We start from the raw sequence: 19,773 nt of genomic DNA, 5'->3' as shown, positions 1-19,773 counted from the left end.
TGCTTTAAATAAAAATTGATTGGATTGATTGATAGTGAAAAAAATAAAAGCTGAAACACTTTCAGATAAGCAAAATTACAAATTACTTAGTGGAAGTATCATACCTAGGCCGATAGCATTTGTAACTACTCAAAATTTAAAAGGGAATATCAACGCAGCCCCGTTTAGTTTTTTTAATGTAGTTAATCATACACCACCTATGATCGCAATTGCTGTTCAACGTACAAATGGAAATAGAAAAGACACCTCAATAAATATAGAACAATCAGGTGAGTTTGTTGTGCATATTACTGATGAGGCTATTGTTAATGATATGAATGAAACTGCTGCCCCGTTAGAATATGGTGTTAATGAACTTAAGAGAACTTCTCTAAGTATGATTGATTCTGATTTAATTAATGTTCCAGCAATCAAAGAAGCAAAAGTAAGGTTTGAGTGTAAGCTTCATCAAATAGTACAATTGGGCAACAAAGATAACGGGAGTGATTTGATAATTGGTGAAATTGTCATGTACCATATTGATGAAGAAGTTTATTTTGAAGATAGTAAAATTGATGCAAATCAATTAAATCCGGTAGCTAGGTTAGCTGGAAATGATTACTCTTTGTTAGGTCAAACATTTACAGTTAATCGTCCTACTTCATAAAGATAAAAAGATATTTACAAATATCATTTTAAGGGTGTCATTGATGAAAGCATATCTATATAAATTCATGCCGTTGCTCATTTTAGTTATAGGACTGATTGTCTTATACGTTATTAATGATTATCCCATATTGTTACATGTCATAGTGATTATTGCTTTTATAACGAGTGGATTGAAAAATGTATATTTTGTTAATAATAATATTAGAAATCATATTATATGGATGAGCCCTAAACTCGATCGTATCCTTGGTATGCTTTCGGGCATACTATATTCTGGTATTTACGTGGTTAGCTTTATAGAGCAACAGCCTTTATGGATAGTGATACTTATTCTGGTATTAACAGTGGGTACTGCAGTTTTATTAGAAACGAAATTACATATTACATCATCTCAATTAGAGGAGAGGTTATCATCTGAACGGATAAAACGTAAAGTAATATCAAGACATAAGGCACAACGTCTTAAGAATATATTTTTTACTGTGATTGTTGTAGTAATCATTTCAATGCTCATATCATTATATTTAAAGTTAATGGTTATTTTTGGACTTGCATTAGCGATATTCATCTTTGCATCAATAAGTGTGGCTATTTTTGAAAAATACTTTACTATTATTGAAAATATGTAAACTATTATTAAAATATTTAAAATAATAAGTGTTGACGTTATTGCAAATATCTTGTAACGTTAAACACAATTCAATAACTTATCAAGAGAAGTGGAGGGACTGGCCCAAAGAAGCTTCGGCAACATTGTATCATGTGCCAATTCCAGTAACCGAGAAGGTTAGAAGATAAGGTTAAACACGATGTTAACTGAGACTGGGGCATGATTACGTGTCCTGGTTTTTTATTTTTGAGTTATTGATTAAATAGATAGGAATTTTTTAGTATAAAATCTATCAATCCATTATACGGGAAAGTAGGTTAGATTATGAAAGAGATGAAGAATGGCAATGCTTGGGCATTAATTCCTTTATTGTTATTTGTCTTACTATTTCTAGGTGTTGGTATTATTTCTGGTGATTTTACCACTATGCCATTAAATGTTGCTATTACAATTACTGTTATTGTTGCCTTACTGATGAATCGCAAGGAAACTTTTGCGAAAAAAGTAGAGGTATTTACAAAAGGTGCAGGTCACTCTAATATCATTTTGATGATGCTTATTTTTATCCTTGCTGGAGCTTTTTCGACGACTGCTGAAAAAATGGGTGGCGTGTCATCTACAGTTAATTTAGGCTTATCACTTATTCCTCAAAATTTAATAATTGTTGGACTATTTATTATTTGTATGTTTGTATCAATTTCAATGGGAACTTCTGTCGGCACAGTTGCAGCTATTGCACCAGTAGGTTTTGGATTTGCACAAGCAACAGATGTACCAGCTGCATTAGCCATGGCAACAGTTGTTGGGGGAGCGATGTTTGGTGATAATCTATCTATGATTTCTGATACCACTATTGCAGCAGTAAGAACACAAAAAACAAAAATGAGTGATAAATTTAAAGTCAATTTTAAAATTGTATTACCAGGTGCGATTATTACAATCATTATTTTATTCTTTTTAACAAATGGTATTTCCATAGATCATACTAAAAACTATGATTATAATTTAATTAAAGTTATACCATACTTGTTAGTTTTGATTCTTGCGTTAGTTGGTATTAATGTAATTATTGTATTAATAGGAGGTACTGTATTAGCCGGTATAATTGGACTGATTGATGGTTCTTTTGGTTGGAATGGCCTTTTAAATGCTATTTCTAAAGGGATTATCGGAATGGAAGATATTGCTATGATTGCATTGCTTATAGGCGGTCTAGTAGGAATTATTCAACATAATGGTGGTATTGATTGGTTGCTTAATTTTGTAAGGTCAAAAGTAAAATCAAAGCGTGGTGCAGAACTAGGTATAGCGAGTTTAGTGAGTGCAGCTGACATTTCAACAGCAAATAATACAATTTCTATTATTATGGCTGGACCATTAGCTAAAAATATTGCTGATGAATATGATGTCGATCCAAGGAAATCAGCAAGTATATTAGATATCTTTGGTGGGTGTTTTCAAGGATTATTACCATACAGCCCGCAAGTGATTTCAGCAGCAGGTGTAGCCGGAATTTCCCCATTCCTAATGTTACAATATAGTATTTATCCAATATTATTAGGTGTTTGTGGATTAGTAGCAATTATTTTAAGAGTACCTCGTTTAAATCAATCGTCAAAGAAATAAAATACGACCCATAGTATATATTGGCTGTCAACAATCTTATGATTGTTGACAGTTTTATAATGATTCTTTGATACTCACCATCTGTATCTTATTTTTAAGTTGAGTATCAAGCAATTTAGAATAGTAGTAAAATGTTGATAAGGACAAGACTATACACTCAATCTTGAATTTAAAAAGTTAAAAATCACTAAAATTATAAGTTTTATTTAATATAATTTAATTTTATAGAGCTCAAAGTTTGTGACCTAGCTCAAATACGTTAAAATAGTATTAAGAGTGAAAGTAGGTGAAATGAAATGGCAAAATATAATGTGGAAAATGAATATGTTGAAATCGACATTGAGAGATTACTTAAATATACACCAGAGGTCGTTTATGAGGCATGGACAAAAACAGATATCTTAAAAAAATGGTTTATGACCACACAACGCACGAATAAATCGTTTGATGCAGATATTCAAGAGGGAGGAAAGTATCGCATCATTGATAGTAGAAATGGTAAACAAAACATCATAGAAGGTACATATGAAGAGTTAGTTTTAGATGAATATATCAAGATGACGATTGGAATGCCAGGACTAAGTGAGGAAGAGGATGTCATTGAAGTAGAGTTCTTTGAAAGAGAGAATGGCGGGACTCAAATGTTCTTTTACTATCGCTCTTTTATTGAAAAGGAAAGACGTTTAACAACATTAGAATATAAGCAAAAGAAAAAAGAATATCATGATTCAACAGCACATGGATTTGAATTGATGATTGATCAAATGCAAAATGTGATAGATGAAATTGAGGAACAGCGTCATAACTAAACTAAAAAGCCTGGGACAACAAAAGTTGTTGTTCCAGGCTTTTTAACGTTTTAATAGTCATTGTCTAAGTTGAAAATGGAAATGCCAAATAATATTTATATGTAAAGTGAGAATTGCATTCAATGATAATGATGACTCACTTTCCTATGTTAATTCATGATTCTCTTTATATTCGTTATATTTTCTTAGTAGTGTTTCAAAGAAAATGTGATAACTAATAAAACTGGAATAATCGGTACCATCGTTTAAATAGAAGGTATTGCTTGAAACATAGACATTGTAATCAGCTTGTTGTGCCAATGTATTGTCCTTCATTGTTGTTACGGAAATAAAATATTTTTGTCTCAGTTGAAGCAATTGTGTGACTTCTTTAAGTTGATGTGTTTCGCCAGAAAGTGAAATAATGAAAAACAAATCTTCAGGAATTGTCTTGTTTAACACCATCTTTAGTTCATGAACATCATGTAACAATATAATATTTTTATGCATAGTCAACAGTATACGTTGTGCTTCTTCAGCGACATTCATCTGTGCACGTCCAGTACCATATAAGTATATTGTTGTAGCATGATGCATTTTGTGAGTTAATAAACGATAATCAATACGTTCTAAATAGTTGAATGTATTTTCAATTTCTTGTTTAAATTGCTCCATAGAATCAGAAGGAAGTTGATGATTCTTACTATCTTCAAATTTTAAAAAGGATTTAAAATCACTATAACCATCAAAACCTAGTTTACGAGTGAAGCGATGAATCGTAGCATTTGAAGCATGTGTCTGTGAGGCTAAATCTTGTATTTTCATATTTTTACAAACATCTATATGTGTATTAACATAATGTGCAATTTGTATATCATTATCATTTAATTGATCGAAATTAGAGTTTACTCGTTCATCTAAAATCATCTTAACACCTCATCATTGAAAATATTTTCTTTATATGAAAATATAATCTAATTATACAAAAATGTTTCAAAGTGCGTCAACGTCATTGTCATTATGTAAGCGTTTACTATATATTGGTAATAACTTATTAAATAAAGAGCAATAAAGGTAAACATATATTAGTTATCATAGTTAAGGGAAGAGGGAGGTATTCAAAAATGAATGCAATTAAACGATTTGGTAGTGCAATGATAGTACCTGTTTTGATGTTTGCTTTCTTCGGTATTGTTTTGGGATTCGCTACATTATTTAAAAATCCAACCATCATGGGAGGCTTAGCTGAACAGCATACATTTTGGTTTAAATTTTGGTCTGTTATTGAATCAGGTGGTTGGGTAATATTTACACATATGGAAATTGTCTTTGTAGTTGGTTTACCGTTATCTCTTGCTAAAAAAGCTCCAGGACATGCAGCTTTAGCAGCTCTAATGGGATATTTAATGTTTAACACTTTTATCAATGCAATTTTAACTCAATGGCCACATACTTTTGGCGCTAATTTAAAAAAAGGTGTAGAAAACACAACAGGATTAAAATCGATTGCAGGTATTGAAACGTTAGATACCAATATTTTAGGTGCAATCATTATATCAGGAATAATAACGTGGATACATAATAGATATTACAGTAAGCGTTTACCTGAAATGTTAGGTGTATTTCAAGGATTAACATTTGTTGTAACAATCTCTTTCTTTGTCATGCTACCAGTGGCAGCAATCACATGTGTTGTTTGGCCAACGATTCAACACGGTATTGCTTCAATTCAATATTTTATTGTTGCATCAGGATATATAGGTGTTTGGTTATATCATTTCTTAGAACGTGTACTAATACCTACAGGATTGCATCATTTTATCTATGCACCAATCGAAGTAGGTCCAGTAGTTGTTAATCATGGTTTGAAAGCAGAATGGTTGCAACACTTAAATCAGTTTGCCGAAAGTAACAAACCACTTAAAGAACAATTTCCATATGGTTTTATGTTGCAAGGAAATGGCAAAGTTTTTGGTTGCCTAGGTATAGCATTGGCAATGTATGCAACTACACCAAAAGAAAATCGTAAAAAAGTTGCTGCATTATTAATACCAGCAACACTTACGGCAGTAGTAGCTGGTATTACAGAACCACTTGAATTTACTTTCTTATTTATTGCGCCATTTTTATTCGTATTACATGCACTACTAGCAGCAACTATGGATACACTGATGTATGGATTTGGTGTCGTAGGTAATATGGGTGGCGGTGTACTAGATTTTATAGCAACTAACTGGATACCTTTAGGAAAAGCACATTGGATGACATATGTCTTTCAAGTAGTAATTGGTCTAATCTTTGTTGCGATTTACTACTTCTTATTTAAATATTTAATTTTAAAATTTGATATTCCATTACCAGGACGTAAGAAAGGTGAAGAAGAAGTCAAATTATTTTCTAAACAAGATTATAATGATAAAAAAGGAGATTCAACTCGCAATCATTCACCTAATAGTGAATATGAAGAAAAGGCGATGTACTACCTAGAAGGTCTTGGAGGAAAAGAAAATATTAAAGACGTTACAAATTGTACGACTCGCCTACGTTTAACTGTTAAAGACGAAAGTAAAGTTCAAGAAAGTGCCTATTTTACACATAATCAAATGTCTCATGGTTTAGTAAAAAGCGGCAAGAGTGTTCAAGTTGTCGTTGGAATGTCTGTACCTCAGGTAAGAGAAGCGTTTGAAAATATTGTAAATGATGATCTATCTTAGAAATAAAGTAACTCCCAAAATAATTCAAATAGAGATTATTTTGGGAGTTTTTGAATTTATATTTGTAAATAAGTTATTCTTGCTTATATATTCTATCTTTCTATTTATGAAATGCGTGCTTTATGTAGCATCTTTGCTCTATAACTTGCTGATAGGATATCAATATTACGCGTTGCAATAGTTTGAAGCAGCTTTGTGAAAATCTCAGGAGGACATGTGACGCTTGCGCAATTATTATTTAATGTATAATTTACATTGTGATGATTCACAAACATATTCATAATATCAATGACTTTATCTTTAATGAAGGCATCTTGTAAACCATCGATTGCTAAATCAAAGCGCTTAATAGATTGGTAAAGTTGTTCTGAATCAAGAAGTTCATTTACACGGCTGGGTAAAAGTATTTGATAAATAGCATAATTGTGGAAACTTAAGAAACTTATCAGATAAGGTAGTTGTTGCTTGGGGAGGCTAACTTCCAATGCGAACACATCGTTTTGCTTAATGATAGAATACTGAAAGGATTCACAAAAAGTAATTTCTTTACATAAATGTATTAATTTTTTTCGCGTTGAGCGAGATTTCAAACCTGCAACATTAATGATGTAGGTTTCAAATTTATCAATCAACATATGGGGACCTCCAATCGTTAACAATATATGTGTGGAAATGATATGAATGCTTATATTTTATACGCTGTTCGTTTAAATAAATTGTACCACTCTTTTTTTTTAGAATCACTAAGACTTTTGATTGAAGTTGAAAGAATTATAGTTATCTTATTTCGAATGAGTAATCATTGAAGGAAAAGCTTTATTCATAGCATAGTTATGAATTAGATTTTATATTATTTGATGCTTAGTTATTTAGAGGCAAGTTTATATCAAATTATGTTAGTATGAAAAATAATAAATATTGAAAGGAGATGACAACATGTATAAAGCAGTAGTGTTTGATTTTGATGGTACTGTCATTGATACCGAAAAACATTTGTTCGATTTAATAAATACACATTTAAAAATCCATCAAGAAGCGCCGATTTCTTTAGAATTTTATAAACAATTTATTGGCGGTGAAACTACTGGATTACATACATATTTAGTAGATGCTATTGGTTTCAAAAATAAAGAAAAAATTTATGATCAATATTATCAAACAATTATTGAATTGCCGGTAAATCCCACAATCATTCAATTGATGCAATATTTAAAAAAACGTCATATCCCAATGGCGATTGCCACAAGTAGTTATAAAAAGAATATATATCCTATATTTAAACAATTAGGACTAGATACATACATTGATGTTGTTGTTGGTCGTGAAAATGTTGAGAGTGTTCAACCTAATCCCGAAATTTATTTAAAAGCTGTACAAGAGCTTAATTATAATCCTACAACCTGCTTAGCAATTGAAGATTCTGTCAATGGTGCTACTGCAGCGATGCTAGCAGGATTAGATGTTGTCGTTAATACGAATATAATAACGAAGGATCAAGATTTTTCGACAGTTCAATATGTTGGACAAGATATGGAATTTGAAGATATAAAGAATTTTTTATTTAAAGAATAAATTGGAGGTATTCAAAAATGGGCTATATTATCCTATTTTTCATAGCAGGTCCAGTTATTATAGGAGTGGGTAATCTCATATTGGGACCGATATTTAATAAACGCACACCTTTACATGTTCAATTTCGATCGTTTATTATTGGCTCTCTTGTATACCTTATTCTCGCTACGGTTTGCTATTTTTTGTTACTTCAAGGCAAATTATAATACTACTTACAGTATGAGTTGATATAGAACAATGTTTAAGCTAACTTAACTAAAATCAACTTGTTATTTATATTATAGAAAAAAATCTAAAATCTACATTAGTGATTTTTACTAGTTTGAATAAAAATATTAAATGAGGGGCTCAAAATTCGTATGAATATCTTAGTTGTTCACCAATAATGAGATTTGAAAACCATGATAGATTGTGGAATATGTTTAAATCCATCATCGAGTGTCTTTACTAAAAAAGTCTGGGACATAAATCATAATGTCCCAGACTTTTTTATCGTCTATTCAACAGTAAATTTGTTGAACCTACATAATCAATTTTAATACTAATGTTACTAATATAAGTATAATTAATAATAAGTCAATGCCTACCATAATAGTATATCGTGTAGGTTTTTGGCCTTGCTGCTTAGCTAATACCATTGCTTTATAATTTGGAAGTAAACTAATGATTAACAAAATAATTACAATGAGTCCGATAATAATAGTCAAGATGTGTGACCTCCATTTTTTCTATTTAAGAACTCCCATATGACACCAGCAATCACACCCAAAATTAGTCCGACAATGATACCTATACGCGGAGTGAAGAAAATTGATCCGAATATAAGGCATATAAAAAGCGCAATAGGTAAAGTTGTACCATAAATAATTTTACGTTCTGACGAACTTAAAATTGTAAATACAATGATATAAATGACAAAGAAAACAATAGCTGCAATGACAGTTCGTACAATAATAGACGATATTGAAGCCTCTTTCATAGTCAATAAATTAAGAATTAAAAATGCAGTCATAAATATTAAAGAAAATTTGATTGCACGTATAACAAGCGCTTTATTCATATGAGCACTCCTTTACTATTTAAAAAAAGTATATCATATTTAAATAATTATTAAGAGCAAAGACATAGGTAAAATGGTAAAGTGATTTAAGTTAAATTTGAAATGACATTGTATATAGTTTTAACAATCATTTTATGTTATATAGCTAGGTGGTAAGCAGTTAATATTTTAAATCAACTATAAGAGTGTGTTCTGAACTATTTCGTTTGCTCTATAATCTCTATTATCAAAAAGATTTTAATATGAGTGTTAGCAAAAAGCAAGAAAACATCTTAGCAGGATAGGTAAGCGCTTTTACAGAATTGTGAAAATATTGTTTCAATTTTGTCAATTTGTAGTATAATTACGGAAATAAGATTATCAAAAATTCAATCTAGATTTAGAGATGGGGTCAAGTTATGGAAAATAATGAGTTGCAAAGGGGATTGAATGCACGTCAAATGCAGATGATTGCTCTTGGTGGAACAATTGGTGTTGGTCTTTTTATGGGAGCAACAAGTACAATTAAGTGGACAGGTCCATCTGTTATTCTCGCATATTTAATTGCTGGTATTTTTTTATTTTTAATCATGAGAGCCATGGGTGAAATGATATATATTAATCCAACCACTGGTTCTTTTGCGACTTTTGCTAGTGACTATATTCATCCAGCAGCTGGCTACATGACTGCTTGGAGCAATGTATTTCAATGGGTTGTCGTCGGCATGAGTGAAGTGATTGCAGTAGGAGAATATATGAACTACTGGTTCCCAAGCCTTCCTAATTGGATACCAGGAGTGATAGCAGTTCTCTTTTTGATGGCGGCTAACCTAGTTTCAGTAAAAGCGTTTGGAGAGTTTGAATTTTGGTTTGCCTTAATTAAAGTTGTAACTATTGTATTAATGATTATTGCAGGATTAGGATTAATTTTATTTGGTATGGGTAATGGAGGGAATCCAATAGGGATTTCTAACTTATGGTCACATGGTGGATTTATGCCAAATGGATTCATTGGATTTTTCTTTGCTTTATCTATTGTGATTGGATCATACCAAGGTGTTGAATTGATTGGGATTTCAGCAGGTGAAACCAAAAATCCTCAAAAAAATATTGTAAAGGCAGTCAACGGAGTAATATGGAGAATTTTAATTTTCTATATTGGTGCAATTTTTGTCATTGTATCAGTATATCCTTGGAACCAATTAGGTAATATTGGTAGTCCTTTTGTTGCAACCTTTGCTAAAGTGGGAATTACGTTTGCTGCTGGTTTAATTAACTTTGTAGTCTTAACGGCAGCATTGTCTGGTTGTAATTCAGGTATTTTTAGTGCAAGTCGAATGATTTATACTTTGGCAAAAAAAGGACAAATGCCTAAAGTATTTACTAAAGTAATGAAAAATGGCGTACCTTTCTATACTGTATTTGCAGTATCTATGGGAATATTAATTGGTGCTTTATTAAATGTCATACTTCCATTAATTATTGATGGAGCTGATAGTATCTTTGTATATGTATATAGCGCCTCTATTCTACCGGGAATGATACCTTGGTTTATGATTTTATTTAGTCATCTAAGATTTAGAAGGTTACATCCTGAAAAGGTTCACAATCATCCTTTTAAAATGCCGGGAGGAGCAATTGCCAATTATTTAACTATCATGTTTTTACTCCTAGTATTAGTTGGTATGTTACTTAACAAAGAGACTGCGGTATCGGTTGTCATTGGTATCGTGTTTTTAACAGCTGTGACACTTTATTATTTTATTAGATATCACAAAAAGGAACGACAAATATAATAAAAGATGAAATGACAATTGATTGTTAAAATCAGTAATTTTTAAGAGTTAGTATAAATTAAAGCGATTCTTTCATACATTATCTTTTCTAGGATAAGTATAAAGAATCGCTTTTTATTATTTTAATGTTTGAAATCTATATTCGAGAGATGTTTACGGTAATTATCTAACGCGATTTTTGATTGAGTAATAAAATCTAAAGATGATTGATAATTTAGCGCAATATATCGATAGTACAATATATCAATAGTAAACATTTGTGCAAATAATGAAGTTGTGGCTCCCATGCGCATCTCATTTTCATCGGTTTGTCCATAGGTTAAAACAATATTAGATTGCTTTGCAACTGGATTATCAGAAGTGCTTGAAATAGTCGCAATGGGAATGTGATAATCTGCAATGACTTTGGCAATAGATTGCATTTCACTTTGAGTACCATTGTTAGATATAAATATAACACAATCATTAGAGTTACGTGTTGCTAACATAGTGGTAAAAATATGAGTTTCATGCACTAGTTGAATATTTAGACCGATGCGAGATAATTTTTGATATAAATCTGTTGCTACAACAAAAGAGGCACCATAGCCGTAAATAAATATAGTTTCAGATTTTTTAATTAGATCACAAATTTCATCGATGATAGCAGCGTTAATGGTTTCATTAGCATTACTTAACGCTGCCTTAGAGCGAGAATGCAATTTGTTTTTAAGTGAAATTGTACTTTCGTTATCAACTAACTCAACATTATATTGTGTGACTTCTTTAGGTAAAAATTTAGACAAACGTGTTTTAAGTTCATTAAAACCACCTGGTGTCACCTTTTTACTTAGACGTATGATAGAAGTAGAACTAGTTTCCAATTGATTTGCAATTTCTTGAGAAGTCATATTAACAACTTTATGAGGATAGTTGAGAATAAATTGCGCAATTTTTTTCTCGTTTTTAGTGAAATAGGGATACTGGTTGTCAATCTTATACAAAATGTTTGGCAATTAAATCACCCATTTATTCAGGATTTCTCATTTCTTTAGTTGTGCCGAAGAAATAAGTAAAGATAAAGCCACCCGCATAAGCAGCTAGTAAACCTACGATGTAACCGAGATACATATTATTGGCAATCAATGGTAATAATGAAATACCACTTGGTCCTACAGCTGTCGCACCAATATGACCGATACCACCAATGACAGCACCACCAACACCGCCACCTATGCACGCAGTGAAGAAAGGGCGACCTAACGGCAGTGTTACACCATAAATTAAAGGTTCACCTATACCTAAGAACCCTACAGGAAGGGCACCTTTGAGCGTATTACGTAATTCTTTATTTTTACCGCATCTCACCCACAATGCAATCGCCGCACCGACTTGTCCAGCACCAGCCATTGCGGCAATAGGTAACAAGTAAGTGGAGCCAGTTTGATTGATTAACTCGATATGGATTGGGGTGAAGATATGATGTAATCCCAGCATGACTAAAGGTAAAAAGAATGCTCCTATAATGAATCCACTGAAAATACCTCCTACTCCAATAATCCAGTTAATGACATAAACAAGTCCATCGGAAACAAAGCCAGCTAGTGGCATGATTATAAATATAGTTAACAAACCAATAAGTAGTAAGGTTATTGTGGGCGTTACGATGATATCAATAGAGTTAGGTATTATTTTATGTAGACGTTTCTCAACCATGCTTAATAACCAAACTGCAAAGATAACACCAATAATACCGCCTTGTCCTGCAGCTAGATGTTCTCCAGTGAAAATATTTTTAATTGGATTGTCATCCGTGATACCGGTTAGTAGTGTAGTACCCCCGATGACACCACCTAAACCTGGTGTAGCACCAAATACTTTTGCAGAGTTTATACCAGTAAAAATAGCTAAGTAAAATAGCATGCCATCTTTAATAACATTTAAGACTGTCACAATTTGTTCAATCCATTGACCTGAAATGGAACCGGCTGTAAGCAAGTTACTGAGTATTGCTGCAATCCCACCGATTAATCCTGCACCTATAAATGCTGGTATTAAAGGTATAAAGATATTAGCAATAGATTTTAACACTTTATTCCATTTACTTTGTTTACGTTGACTTTGGAATTGTTGTTTATGTTCATACGCACGTTTTTCTGCTTGTGATTTATAACTTTGATTTTCAGTCGTCTCTTCAGCTAGAGTTGCTCCTGACTGGTCAGCCATATGTTTAGCAACTTTATTAACAATACCCGGCCCAACAACAACTTGAATTCTTTCATCTTCAACAACGCCTAATACGCCATTGATAGATTTTAATTCATCATAATTAACTTTTGCATCATTGTGTACTTTAATACGAACTCGAGTCATACAATGGATGATATTACTTATGTTTTGAGAACCGCCTAATGCGTGGGTAATGTCTTTGGCAAGACGTTCTTCTTTACTCATGGAATCTCCTCCTTAAGTGTTGATAGCTTGCTTAATCACTCCATTATTTTGTTTTAAACGAAGTCTTGCATCTTGTTGTGTTGTGGAACATAAGTGCATTACGATAGCTATTTTGATATTGTGGTCTGATTTTTCATATAATTCTATAGCCTCTTGATGATTTAAATCACACACATCTTGAATGATGCGAATAGAACGATGGATTAACTTTTGATTTGTAGGCCGTAAATCAACCATTAAATTATCATAAACTTTACCCACGCCAATCATTGTCATTGTAGAAATCATATTTAAAACTAGTTTTTGAGCAGTACCTGATTTTAATCTCGTAGAGCCTGTTAATACTTCAGGCCCCACATTGATTTCTAATACGTGATTTGAATTTTTACTTATATCACTGTGAACGTTACAAGAGAGTGCGACTGTTTCTGCATTCAATTTATTTGCATAATCTAGTGCACCTTTTACATATGGTGTACGTCCACTAGCAGAAATACCCACTACAATATCTTTGGATTGAAGATGAATGTTCTTTAAATCCTGTGCACCTTGTTCAGCATCATCTTCTGCACCTTCAATAGCTACCGTCATAGCTTTTTGTCCACCAGCGATAATCCCAATAATGTCATTTGGTGAAACGTTAAAAGTTGGGACACATTCTGCCGCATCTAGTACGCCAAGTCTTCCACTTGTACCAGCACCAATATAAATAATTCGCCCTCCATTATTAAAGCGTTGAATTGCACTCTCTATCACTTTTGTTAAATTAGGAATAACAGGTTCTATCGCTTTAGGTACAAATTGATCTTCTTGATTCATAGTCTTTAATGCATCTTTTAGATTCATTTCATCCAAATGCATTGTTTGTATATTTCTCGTTTCAGTAGTTAAATGATTCATTTGTTATTCTCCTTCGTATATACAAATTTAAAAGTATCTCCTGGTTGAATCAGTGATAACAATGGAACATCTTTATCACAAACATGACCAATACAATTGATGTGGGAATGACCTGGCATAGGAGCTTTTATAACTTGAATTTCTCCTTCATAACGACCATTCAGGTGATTATCAATTGTGATATCTCCTTGATCTCTATGTGCCGATCCTATCATTGGGACAGTCTGTTGATTATCTGTGCGAGAATATTGGGACCGAATTAAATGTTCAGGTGAATCTAATCTTGATGTGTGTATCTTTAAAACTTGTGATGTAAATGAGGAGTCTAGTTGATCTAAGTGTAAAATAAAGTGTCGATATAGCCACATATTAGATAATTGTTCCGCATAAATGTGTGATAATAGCGTGTCACTAATTATAATCTCAGATATACCCGTTAATTGAAGGTCTTGTGCAGCAATAAGAGGATGTTCAAAACGATGTTTTTCAACTGTAGGAAGACCTTTGAATAGGGGACCTCTTTTCTGCGTGCCAGGTATAAAAGCACAAATTTTTGCATGCGCATCGTATTTTCTAATGAGTTGATTTTTTTCTTCAATAAATGAGATAGATAAACCAGTATCAGGTCTAGGATAATAATTATGACAGTATAAAAGTTGATTATTAAAATCAGTACGATATATGTGCGCTAACATGCTATCAGTTAACGTACTAGCATTAAGGCAGCATTTGAAGCCTTGACTGATAATGTCTTTGATAAGGTCAATATTTAATTGATTATCTATACGAATATAAAAATCCCCATGAGGTAATTGGTTCAAATAACTGTAAATAGTTTGATTAAGTAATGAAGGGGTTACATCGATAATATAAGTGATTTGATAGGCTGATAATAGTTGGCATAAGTCTCCCAAATAAGCCATTTGATTTTTCTTGTCTTCCTCAGGTATCTGTAGTGAAGTAAAAACTACATCATAGCCTAAGTCAGCCATATTTAAAATATAATCTCGATCTAAATTCTGTCCTAGATAGACTGAGAAACCAAGCATTTTATACACTCCTTCTTGATACCTAATCATGGCTAATTATAACCTTATTGCAACAAGTTTACAATTTAGTAAATAGAATAAATAATTTAATGTTTTAATTATAAGAGATTGATATTTATAATTATTTTTAACGTTAATATATAATTAATAGTATAATAGTATAGTAACATTTGAATATACTAAAGGGCTTGTTTATGTTTAAGTAACTGTCGGTGAATGAGTGTTTGTTGTGTATTAATGTAATAAATTATATGTCCTTGGTTTAAAGTTAAAAGTGGGGAATCGTTTAACCTTCGAATCAATTGACAGTATGACACAAGCGTATCATTAGAATTCAACAACAATTGATGAGACATTGCCCATTTCATCTCTTGATTTACAGTAAGGTTGAAATCATCTATAAAAGATTCAAATTTGTTATGATGTATGAGTGCATAGTATTTCGCACTTTCACTCAGAGAGAGTAATTTAACAAGTTGTTGTTCAATATGTAGTGAAATTTCTAAATAATTCATAAAGCCTCCCATATGATTGAATAATTGTTGGTGAGTGGAAAGGATACAATGATGAAAAAAGATAAAAAAAGGCAAAGTTATAGGTTTAAAGATATAGTATGGCGTGATTTCAGTTTAATTGCGATAGGCTTTCTATGTATATTTATATTTAGCTTTATAGGTTTAACAATTGCTGCTATAGCTTTTCAAAATATTAATGAATTACAACTTACTATGATTGGAACTTTAGGACAATTTATGTCATATATTTTAGTGATATTAGCTTTTTATTTTTTACATATCAATTCATTTGTAGATAGAGTTAAGAGTGGTTTTGACTATTTGAAAAAGCATTGGTTGTTTATAATTATCGTCATGTGTGCATCTTTTATTATTTCTAATGTTTATGACAAATTAATTGAACTATTACCTAAATATTTGCAATATAGTGAAACGCAAAATGAACTTGAACTTAATGAATTATTTAAAAGTGGTATATTTATCCCTTTTGCATTTGTACTTATTGTAATTGTAGGACCTATTGTTGAAGAATTGGTATTTAGACATTTGTTAATAGGTGAACTAGGTAAAAAGTTTAACTTTATTGTGATGGGGGTTATATCAGCATTGTCTTTTACATATATACATGTGAGTGATGCTAAGTCCCCATTTGAATTTGGAGCATATTTAATACTGGCAATAGCATTAGTATATGTTTACTTAAAATCGAATAGAAACTTAGCTTCATCAATTAGCTTACATATGTTAAATAATTTCATATCATTCATTTGGACAATTATAGTTGTATTCAGTAAATGATTTGAAAATATATTTCCGAGCAGTAGTTATAACGGGAAATGACTAAAGAGAGGTATAGTTTTGTCACTGGGAAGAAAATGAAAGTTTAAAAATGGATAAATGTACATTTTTAACTCTATAGACAACTACTAGTGTACTAAATTGCCTGGGGGCCTTTTGGCTATCCCAGGCTTTATTTTTATCATTCAGAAGGCGCTAAAAACTGTCTATAATTTTCAATTGAGATATCTTGAGTTTGTATTGTTTTTTCAAAAGAATATGAGATATCTTGAATATTCATGATAGATAATTCACGAGTGTAACCTCTACCGATTTCAAATACAACAGCATGCCAAACGGCATTTTTGCATATTAAACCTATAAAAATAACATTTTCAGCTTGAGTTTGACCATCTTCATTTAAATCTACTAACATCACATTGCGCTCCGTGCAATAAATTAAAATATCAGAAAATAAATGAGGTAATGTGACATGATTAGAATCTTCAAATTTTATATAATAATCTATTTTTTTAAGCAATTTACGTAATCGTGTTTGAGGTAAATTTAAACATTGCTTGATTATTGCTCGAATTTCATTTTGATAAGGTAAAGTGGAATAGGACTGACTTTCATTTAGTGTTAAAAATAATGCCGAAAGTTGCTGTTCAGTTAACGATAAGGTGATTTTAGCATGTGCATCTTTGATTTGATAACCGCCTAATTTGCCATGACGAGCATATACTTTTACCCCTTGATCTTCTAATTCATCAATATCACGTAAAATAGTTCGCTTAGATACTTTAAATTGTTTTGCAAGTTGCGAAGCAGTAATTTTGTCAGAACTTTGAATAGTTTGAATTATTCGATTTTGACGTTCTAATTTATTCAATGAAAGTCACCTCCATAAACATTACATATTACAATTATTATAACATATAAGCGACAATGATGACATTTTGTCTGTTTTAACTCTATAATAGTGTAAAATTATACAAAAAACTTTTAGAAAACGCTTACAAAAACAAAAACAATATGATACTATAATATTTGTAACAGGGGGAGCGATTAGACAAAGGGGTAGAGCTACATATTAGATAGCTGTATAATCGTTCAAGTTACATCAAAACATCTTCAATATTTATTACTTACTTTCCTTTCTATTTGTCGGCTAGTTATTGACTAGCCGATTTTTTAATATTTATTAATACAAATTCTGATTTTATGACTCTATGATTTACAATAGATTTTACATATAACTATAATGATTTAAATGATAACACTATAGTCTTTGAAATAATGAAATGAAGGTGAAAATATGACAGAACTTTATTTAAAAAAATTAGATGAATATATATGTCAATGGATACGCGGTTTAGACAATATCATTCCGCGTTTGGTTGAGAAGATGGAAACATCAACAAAAAAAGATAGGTTTGATTTAGTTACCAATGTTGATAAACAAATTCAGAATCATTTTCAAAACTTTCTTCAGGAATATTATCCCACACATCAATTATTAGCTGAAGAGAAAGATAACTCAGATATAACACCTTACGAGGGTCACCTTTGGATTATGGATCCTATAGATGGAACAAGTAATTTAGTGAAACAACAAGAAGATTACTGTATCATTATAGGATATTTTATTGATGGGGAACCTAAACTTTCATATATTTATGATTATCCACATCAAAGATTATATAGAGCAATTGCTGGTGTGGGAGCTTACGAGAACAATCAATTAATGACATTGCCAAAAAGAATAGGTTTAAGAGATGCAATTATTTCATTTAAACCACAAGTGTTAAAAGAAGAGACGATTCAATCTTTATTTCAATCAGCCTTTGATTTTAGAATTATTGGGTCTTGTGGTCTTGATTCTATTCGAGTGATAAAAGGTCAGTTCGGGGCACACATTAACACGAATCCTAAGCCATGGGATATTTCAGCACAATTTCTTTTTGCAAGAGAACTAGGTTTGATTATGACACAAATAAATGGTGAACCTCTTGATTTTAGTACGGCAGGCCCATTTATCATTAGCAATCCTGGTTGTTACGATGATATGATACGTATCTTAAATGAAGGAGAAGCCTATTCAAAGAGTAATCATCATATAGAGCATGGTTAATGTATATTTTTATAAATTATATCAAATTAGCTCTATAGAGATTTTATACATTTAAGCTATACGATTTCTTAAAGAAAATTTAAAATAATTAATGAATAGGTCTGTAGATGTATACCAAATAAATTTATTTATAATATAATGACCTATGTATCATAAAACAACAAAATTATTGAATAGGAGTGGTAGGGATGCAAAGATCAGATAAAAGAAAAATGAGCCTGCCGATGAAAATACTACTATGGGTAGTGGGAATTTTATTTCTATTAGCAATCATTGCAGTTATTTATGTAAGTGCAAAAATATTTATTACAGGAGACAAGATACATAACCCCTTAAATCGAAATCATTCTGAACTACGTTCTGGAAAAGTAAATTTAAAAAATGGTGATCCATTTACTATTGCACTCTTTGGCGTAGATTCTGATGAAAAGCGAAAACAACAAGGCGGTGGGGAACGTAGTGATACAATCATGGTACTTTCCATTAATCCGAAAGAAAAGAAAACTGAGCTAGTAAGTATTCCACGTGATACCAAAGCAGAAATTGCAGGTCAAGGTACTGAAGAAAAAATTAACCATGCCTATGCTTATGGCGGTCCTAACATGGCTGTTAAAACAATTGAAAAATTAATGAATGTTCCAATCGATCATTACGCTACAATTGACATGGATGGACTACATGACATGATTGATACATTAGGTGGCGTAGATGTCGTAAGTAATAGTACATTTACAATGGGTGCTAATCATTTTGTTAAAGGTGAAAAAACACATGTAGATGGTGATGCTGCCATGGACTTTATTAGAAGTCGTAAAGAAGATGGTGCAGGAGGCGATTTTGGTAGACAAGAGCGTCAGCAACTTATCTTAGAAGCAATGGCAGATAAGATGACAAGCGCATCTTCAATCACTCATTTTAATACATTAATGAATCAAATCCAGAAAAATGTTAAAACAGATTTAAAATTAGGTGATCTCAATACAATTAGAACTAAGTATAAAGATGCTAATGACCAAGTTAATCGACATCAGTTAGAGGGTGAAGGTGGTATACAAAATGACGGTTTGTACTATTTCATACCAAGTGATGCATCTAAAAATGAAAATACACAATTACTAAGAGACAATTTAAATTTATAAAAAAGAAAAAGCTTTAAAATCACATATAGTGTA

21 protein-coding genes and 1 riboswitch are annotated in these 19,773 nt (G+C 31.6%); of the genes, 11 read left to right on the top strand and 10 right to left on the bottom strand.

Features of this window, described 5'->3' with window-relative positions; all coding sequences use genetic code 11:
* Positions 1-34 precede the first annotated feature (34 nt).
* From HMPREF3058_RS05165 to HMPREF3058_RS05150, 4 genes are all read left to right on the top strand, one after another.
* Positions 35-646, top strand: a complete 612-nt coding sequence (locus tag HMPREF3058_RS05165) for a flavin reductase family protein (protein WP_002491023.1) — start codon at positions 35-37, stop codon at positions 644-646.
* A 43-nt stretch (positions 647-689) separates the two neighbouring features.
* Positions 690-1,277, top strand: coding sequence for a hypothetical protein (locus tag HMPREF3058_RS05160; protein ID WP_002491096.1), 588 nt, complete (start codon positions 690-692; stop codon positions 1,275-1,277).
* Positions 1,278-1,352: 75 nt separating this feature from the next.
* Positions 1,353-1,449: riboswitch (SAM riboswitch) on the top strand.
* Positions 1,450-1,582: 133 nt separating this feature from the next.
* A complete protein-coding gene (locus tag HMPREF3058_RS05155) occupies positions 1,583-2,884 on the top strand; it encodes a Na+/H+ antiporter NhaC family protein (protein ID WP_001831611.1) in 1,302 nt (433 codons plus the stop codon).
* 296 nt (positions 2,885-3,180) lie between these two features.
* Positions 3,181-3,693 (top strand): SRPBCC family protein, encoded by a 513-nt coding sequence (locus tag HMPREF3058_RS05150; RefSeq protein ID WP_002457260.1) that lies wholly within the window; start codon positions 3,181-3,183, stop codon positions 3,691-3,693.
* Between the two features lie 144 nt (positions 3,694-3,837).
* Here the strand turns inward: HMPREF3058_RS05150 and HMPREF3058_RS05145 are convergent, their stop codons facing one another.
* On the bottom strand, positions 3,838-4,599 hold the full coding sequence (locus tag HMPREF3058_RS05145; protein ID WP_002438434.1) for a MurR/RpiR family transcriptional regulator: 762 nt from the start codon (positions 4,597-4,599) through the stop codon (positions 3,838-3,840).
* A gap of 197 nt (positions 4,600-4,796) precedes the next feature.
* Here HMPREF3058_RS05145 and HMPREF3058_RS05140 point away from each other — a divergent pair, with 197 nt between their 5' ends.
* Positions 4,797-6,386, top strand: coding sequence for an alpha-glucoside-specific PTS transporter subunit IIBC (locus HMPREF3058_RS05140; protein ID WP_002487152.1), 1,590 nt, complete (start codon positions 4,797-4,799; stop codon positions 6,384-6,386).
* A 104-nt stretch (positions 6,387-6,490) separates the two neighbouring features.
* On the opposite strand, the gene HMPREF3058_RS05135 is transcribed toward HMPREF3058_RS05140, so the two are convergent.
* Positions 6,491-7,021: a hypothetical protein gene (locus HMPREF3058_RS05135; RefSeq protein WP_002457258.1), complete on the bottom strand. Its 531-nt coding sequence runs from the start codon at positions 7,019-7,021 to the stop codon at positions 6,491-6,493.
* Between the two features lie 301 nt (positions 7,022-7,322).
* On the opposite strand from HMPREF3058_RS05135, the gene HMPREF3058_RS05130 reads away from it, so the two are divergent.
* Positions 7,323-7,958: an HAD-IA family hydrolase gene (locus tag HMPREF3058_RS05130; protein WP_002491093.1), complete on the top strand. Its 636-nt coding sequence runs from the start codon at positions 7,323-7,325 to the stop codon at positions 7,956-7,958.
* 17 nt (positions 7,959-7,975) lie between these two features.
* Complete coding sequence (locus HMPREF3058_RS05125; RefSeq protein WP_002447262.1) at positions 7,976-8,164, top strand: hypothetical protein; 189 nt, start codon at positions 7,976-7,978, stop codon at positions 8,162-8,164.
* A gap of 315 nt (positions 8,165-8,479) precedes the next feature.
* On the opposite strand, the gene HMPREF3058_RS05120 is transcribed toward HMPREF3058_RS05125, so the two are convergent.
* Positions 8,480-8,665, bottom strand: coding sequence for a hypothetical protein (locus HMPREF3058_RS05120; protein ID WP_002447263.1), 186 nt, complete (start codon positions 8,663-8,665; stop codon positions 8,480-8,482).
* On the bottom strand, positions 8,662-9,018 hold the full coding sequence (locus tag HMPREF3058_RS05115; RefSeq protein WP_002447264.1) for a hypothetical protein: 357 nt from the start codon (positions 9,016-9,018) through the stop codon (positions 8,662-8,664). The genes HMPREF3058_RS05120 and HMPREF3058_RS05115 overlap by 4 nt, the downstream gene beginning before the upstream one ends.
* Before the next feature lie 398 nt (positions 9,019-9,416).
* Here HMPREF3058_RS05115 and HMPREF3058_RS05110 point away from each other — a divergent pair, with 398 nt between their 5' ends.
* A complete protein-coding gene (locus HMPREF3058_RS05110; protein ID WP_002491017.1) occupies positions 9,417-10,793 on the top strand; it encodes an amino acid permease in 1,377 nt (458 codons plus the stop codon).
* 122 nt (positions 10,794-10,915) lie between these two features.
* On the opposite strand, the gene HMPREF3058_RS05105 is transcribed toward HMPREF3058_RS05110, so the two are convergent.
* The 5 genes from HMPREF3058_RS05105 to HMPREF3058_RS05085 form a co-directional block, all read right to left on the bottom strand.
* Positions 10,916-11,788: a MurR/RpiR family transcriptional regulator gene (locus tag HMPREF3058_RS05105; RefSeq protein ID WP_002447266.1), complete on the bottom strand. Its 873-nt coding sequence runs from the start codon at positions 11,786-11,788 to the stop codon at positions 10,916-10,918.
* Positions 11,789-11,801: 13 nt separating this feature from the next.
* Positions 11,802-13,226, bottom strand: a complete 1,425-nt coding sequence (locus HMPREF3058_RS05100) for a PTS transporter subunit EIIC (protein WP_002487139.1) — start codon at positions 13,224-13,226, stop codon at positions 11,802-11,804.
* A gap of 12 nt (positions 13,227-13,238) precedes the next feature.
* Positions 13,239-14,126 (bottom strand): N-acetylmuramic acid 6-phosphate etherase, encoded by an 888-nt coding sequence (gene murQ, locus HMPREF3058_RS05095; protein ID WP_002447268.1) that lies wholly within the window; start codon positions 14,124-14,126, stop codon positions 13,239-13,241.
* Positions 14,123-15,175, bottom strand: a complete 1,053-nt coding sequence (locus HMPREF3058_RS05090; RefSeq protein ID WP_002491078.1) for a MupG family TIM beta-alpha barrel fold protein — start codon at positions 15,173-15,175, stop codon at positions 14,123-14,125. Before HMPREF3058_RS05090 ends, murQ begins: the two co-directional genes overlap by 4 nt.
* Before the next feature lie 179 nt (positions 15,176-15,354).
* The gene (locus HMPREF3058_RS05085; RefSeq protein ID WP_002457986.1) at positions 15,355-15,690 is read right to left on the bottom strand and encodes a hypothetical protein; all 336 of its coding nucleotides are present in this window, start codon (positions 15,688-15,690) and stop codon (positions 15,355-15,357) included.
* A gap of 51 nt (positions 15,691-15,741) precedes the next feature.
* Here HMPREF3058_RS05085 and HMPREF3058_RS05080 point away from each other — a divergent pair, with 51 nt between their 5' ends.
* Positions 15,742-16,488 carry a CPBP family intramembrane glutamic endopeptidase gene (locus tag HMPREF3058_RS05080; RefSeq protein WP_002457985.1) on the top strand — a complete coding sequence of 249 codons (747 nt, stop codon included), beginning with the start codon at positions 15,742-15,744 and terminating at the stop codon, positions 16,486-16,488.
* A gap of 181 nt (positions 16,489-16,669) precedes the next feature.
* Here the strand turns inward: HMPREF3058_RS05080 and HMPREF3058_RS05075 are convergent, their stop codons facing one another.
* A complete protein-coding gene (locus HMPREF3058_RS05075) occupies positions 16,670-17,359 on the bottom strand; it encodes a helix-turn-helix transcriptional regulator (RefSeq protein ID WP_002491121.1) in 690 nt (229 codons plus the stop codon).
* A 426-nt stretch (positions 17,360-17,785) separates the two neighbouring features.
* On the opposite strand from HMPREF3058_RS05075, the gene HMPREF3058_RS05070 reads away from it, so the two are divergent.
* Entirely contained in the window at positions 17,786-18,601 is an 816-nt protein-coding gene (locus tag HMPREF3058_RS05070) for an inositol monophosphatase family protein (RefSeq protein ID WP_002491052.1), read from the top strand.
* A 188-nt stretch (positions 18,602-18,789) separates the two neighbouring features.
* On the top strand, positions 18,790-19,740 hold the full coding sequence (locus HMPREF3058_RS05065; RefSeq protein WP_070731183.1) for an LCP family glycopolymer transferase: 951 nt from the start codon (positions 18,790-18,792) through the stop codon (positions 19,738-19,740).
* The last annotated feature ends 33 nt before the right edge of the window (positions 19,741-19,773 follow it).

The sequence above is a fragment of the Staphylococcus sp. HMSC068G11 genome, assembly GCF_001815825.1.
Taxonomy (GTDB): domain Bacteria; phylum Bacillota; class Bacilli; order Staphylococcales; family Staphylococcaceae; genus Staphylococcus; species Staphylococcus epidermidis.
This window is presented reverse-complemented; position numbering and strand designations above follow the sequence as displayed.

Coding starts and splice junctions, on each gene's coding strand:
- HMPREF3058_RS05115 (WP_002447264.1), bottom strand. CDS start 9,018: ATGAATAAAGCGCTTGTTATACGTGCAATCAAATTTTCTTTAATATTT.
- HMPREF3058_RS05065 (WP_070731183.1), top strand. CDS start 18,790: ATGCAAAGATCAGATAAAAGAAAAATGAGCCTGCCGATGAAAATACTA.
- HMPREF3058_RS05160 (WP_002491096.1), top strand. CDS start 690: ATGAAAGCATATCTATATAAATTCATGCCGTTGCTCATTTTAGTTATA.
- HMPREF3058_RS05110 (WP_002491017.1), top strand. CDS start 9,417: ATGGAAAATAATGAGTTGCAAAGGGGATTGAATGCACGTCAAATGCAG.
- HMPREF3058_RS05125 (WP_002447262.1), top strand. CDS start 7,976: ATGGGCTATATTATCCTATTTTTCATAGCAGGTCCAGTTATTATAGGA.
- HMPREF3058_RS05100 (WP_002487139.1), bottom strand. CDS start 13,226: ATGAGTAAAGAAGAACGTCTTGCCAAAGACATTACCCACGCATTAGGC.
- HMPREF3058_RS05080 (WP_002457985.1), top strand. CDS start 15,742: ATGAAAAAAGATAAAAAAAGGCAAAGTTATAGGTTTAAAGATATAGTA.
- HMPREF3058_RS05140 (WP_002487152.1), top strand. CDS start 4,797: ATGAATGCAATTAAACGATTTGGTAGTGCAATGATAGTACCTGTTTTG.
- HMPREF3058_RS05085 (WP_002457986.1), bottom strand. CDS start 15,690: ATGAATTATTTAGAAATTTCACTACATATTGAACAACAACTTGTTAAA.
- HMPREF3058_RS05145 (WP_002438434.1), bottom strand. CDS start 4,599: ATGATTTTAGATGAACGAGTAAACTCTAATTTCGATCAATTAAATGAT.
- HMPREF3058_RS05090 (WP_002491078.1), bottom strand. CDS start 15,175: ATGCTTGGTTTCTCAGTCTATCTAGGACAGAATTTAGATCGAGATTAT.
- HMPREF3058_RS05130 (WP_002491093.1), top strand. CDS start 7,323: ATGTATAAAGCAGTAGTGTTTGATTTTGATGGTACTGTCATTGATACC.
- HMPREF3058_RS05155 (WP_001831611.1), top strand. CDS start 1,583: ATGAAAGAGATGAAGAATGGCAATGCTTGGGCATTAATTCCTTTATTG.
- HMPREF3058_RS05070 (WP_002491052.1), top strand. CDS start 17,786: ATGACAGAACTTTATTTAAAAAAATTAGATGAATATATATGTCAATGG.
- murQ (WP_002447268.1), bottom strand. CDS start 14,126: ATGAATCATTTAACTACTGAAACGAGAAATATACAAACAATGCATTTG.
- HMPREF3058_RS05150 (WP_002457260.1), top strand. CDS start 3,181: ATGGCAAAATATAATGTGGAAAATGAATATGTTGAAATCGACATTGAG.
- HMPREF3058_RS05135 (WP_002457258.1), bottom strand. CDS start 7,021: ATGTTGATTGATAAATTTGAAACCTACATCATTAATGTTGCAGGTTTG.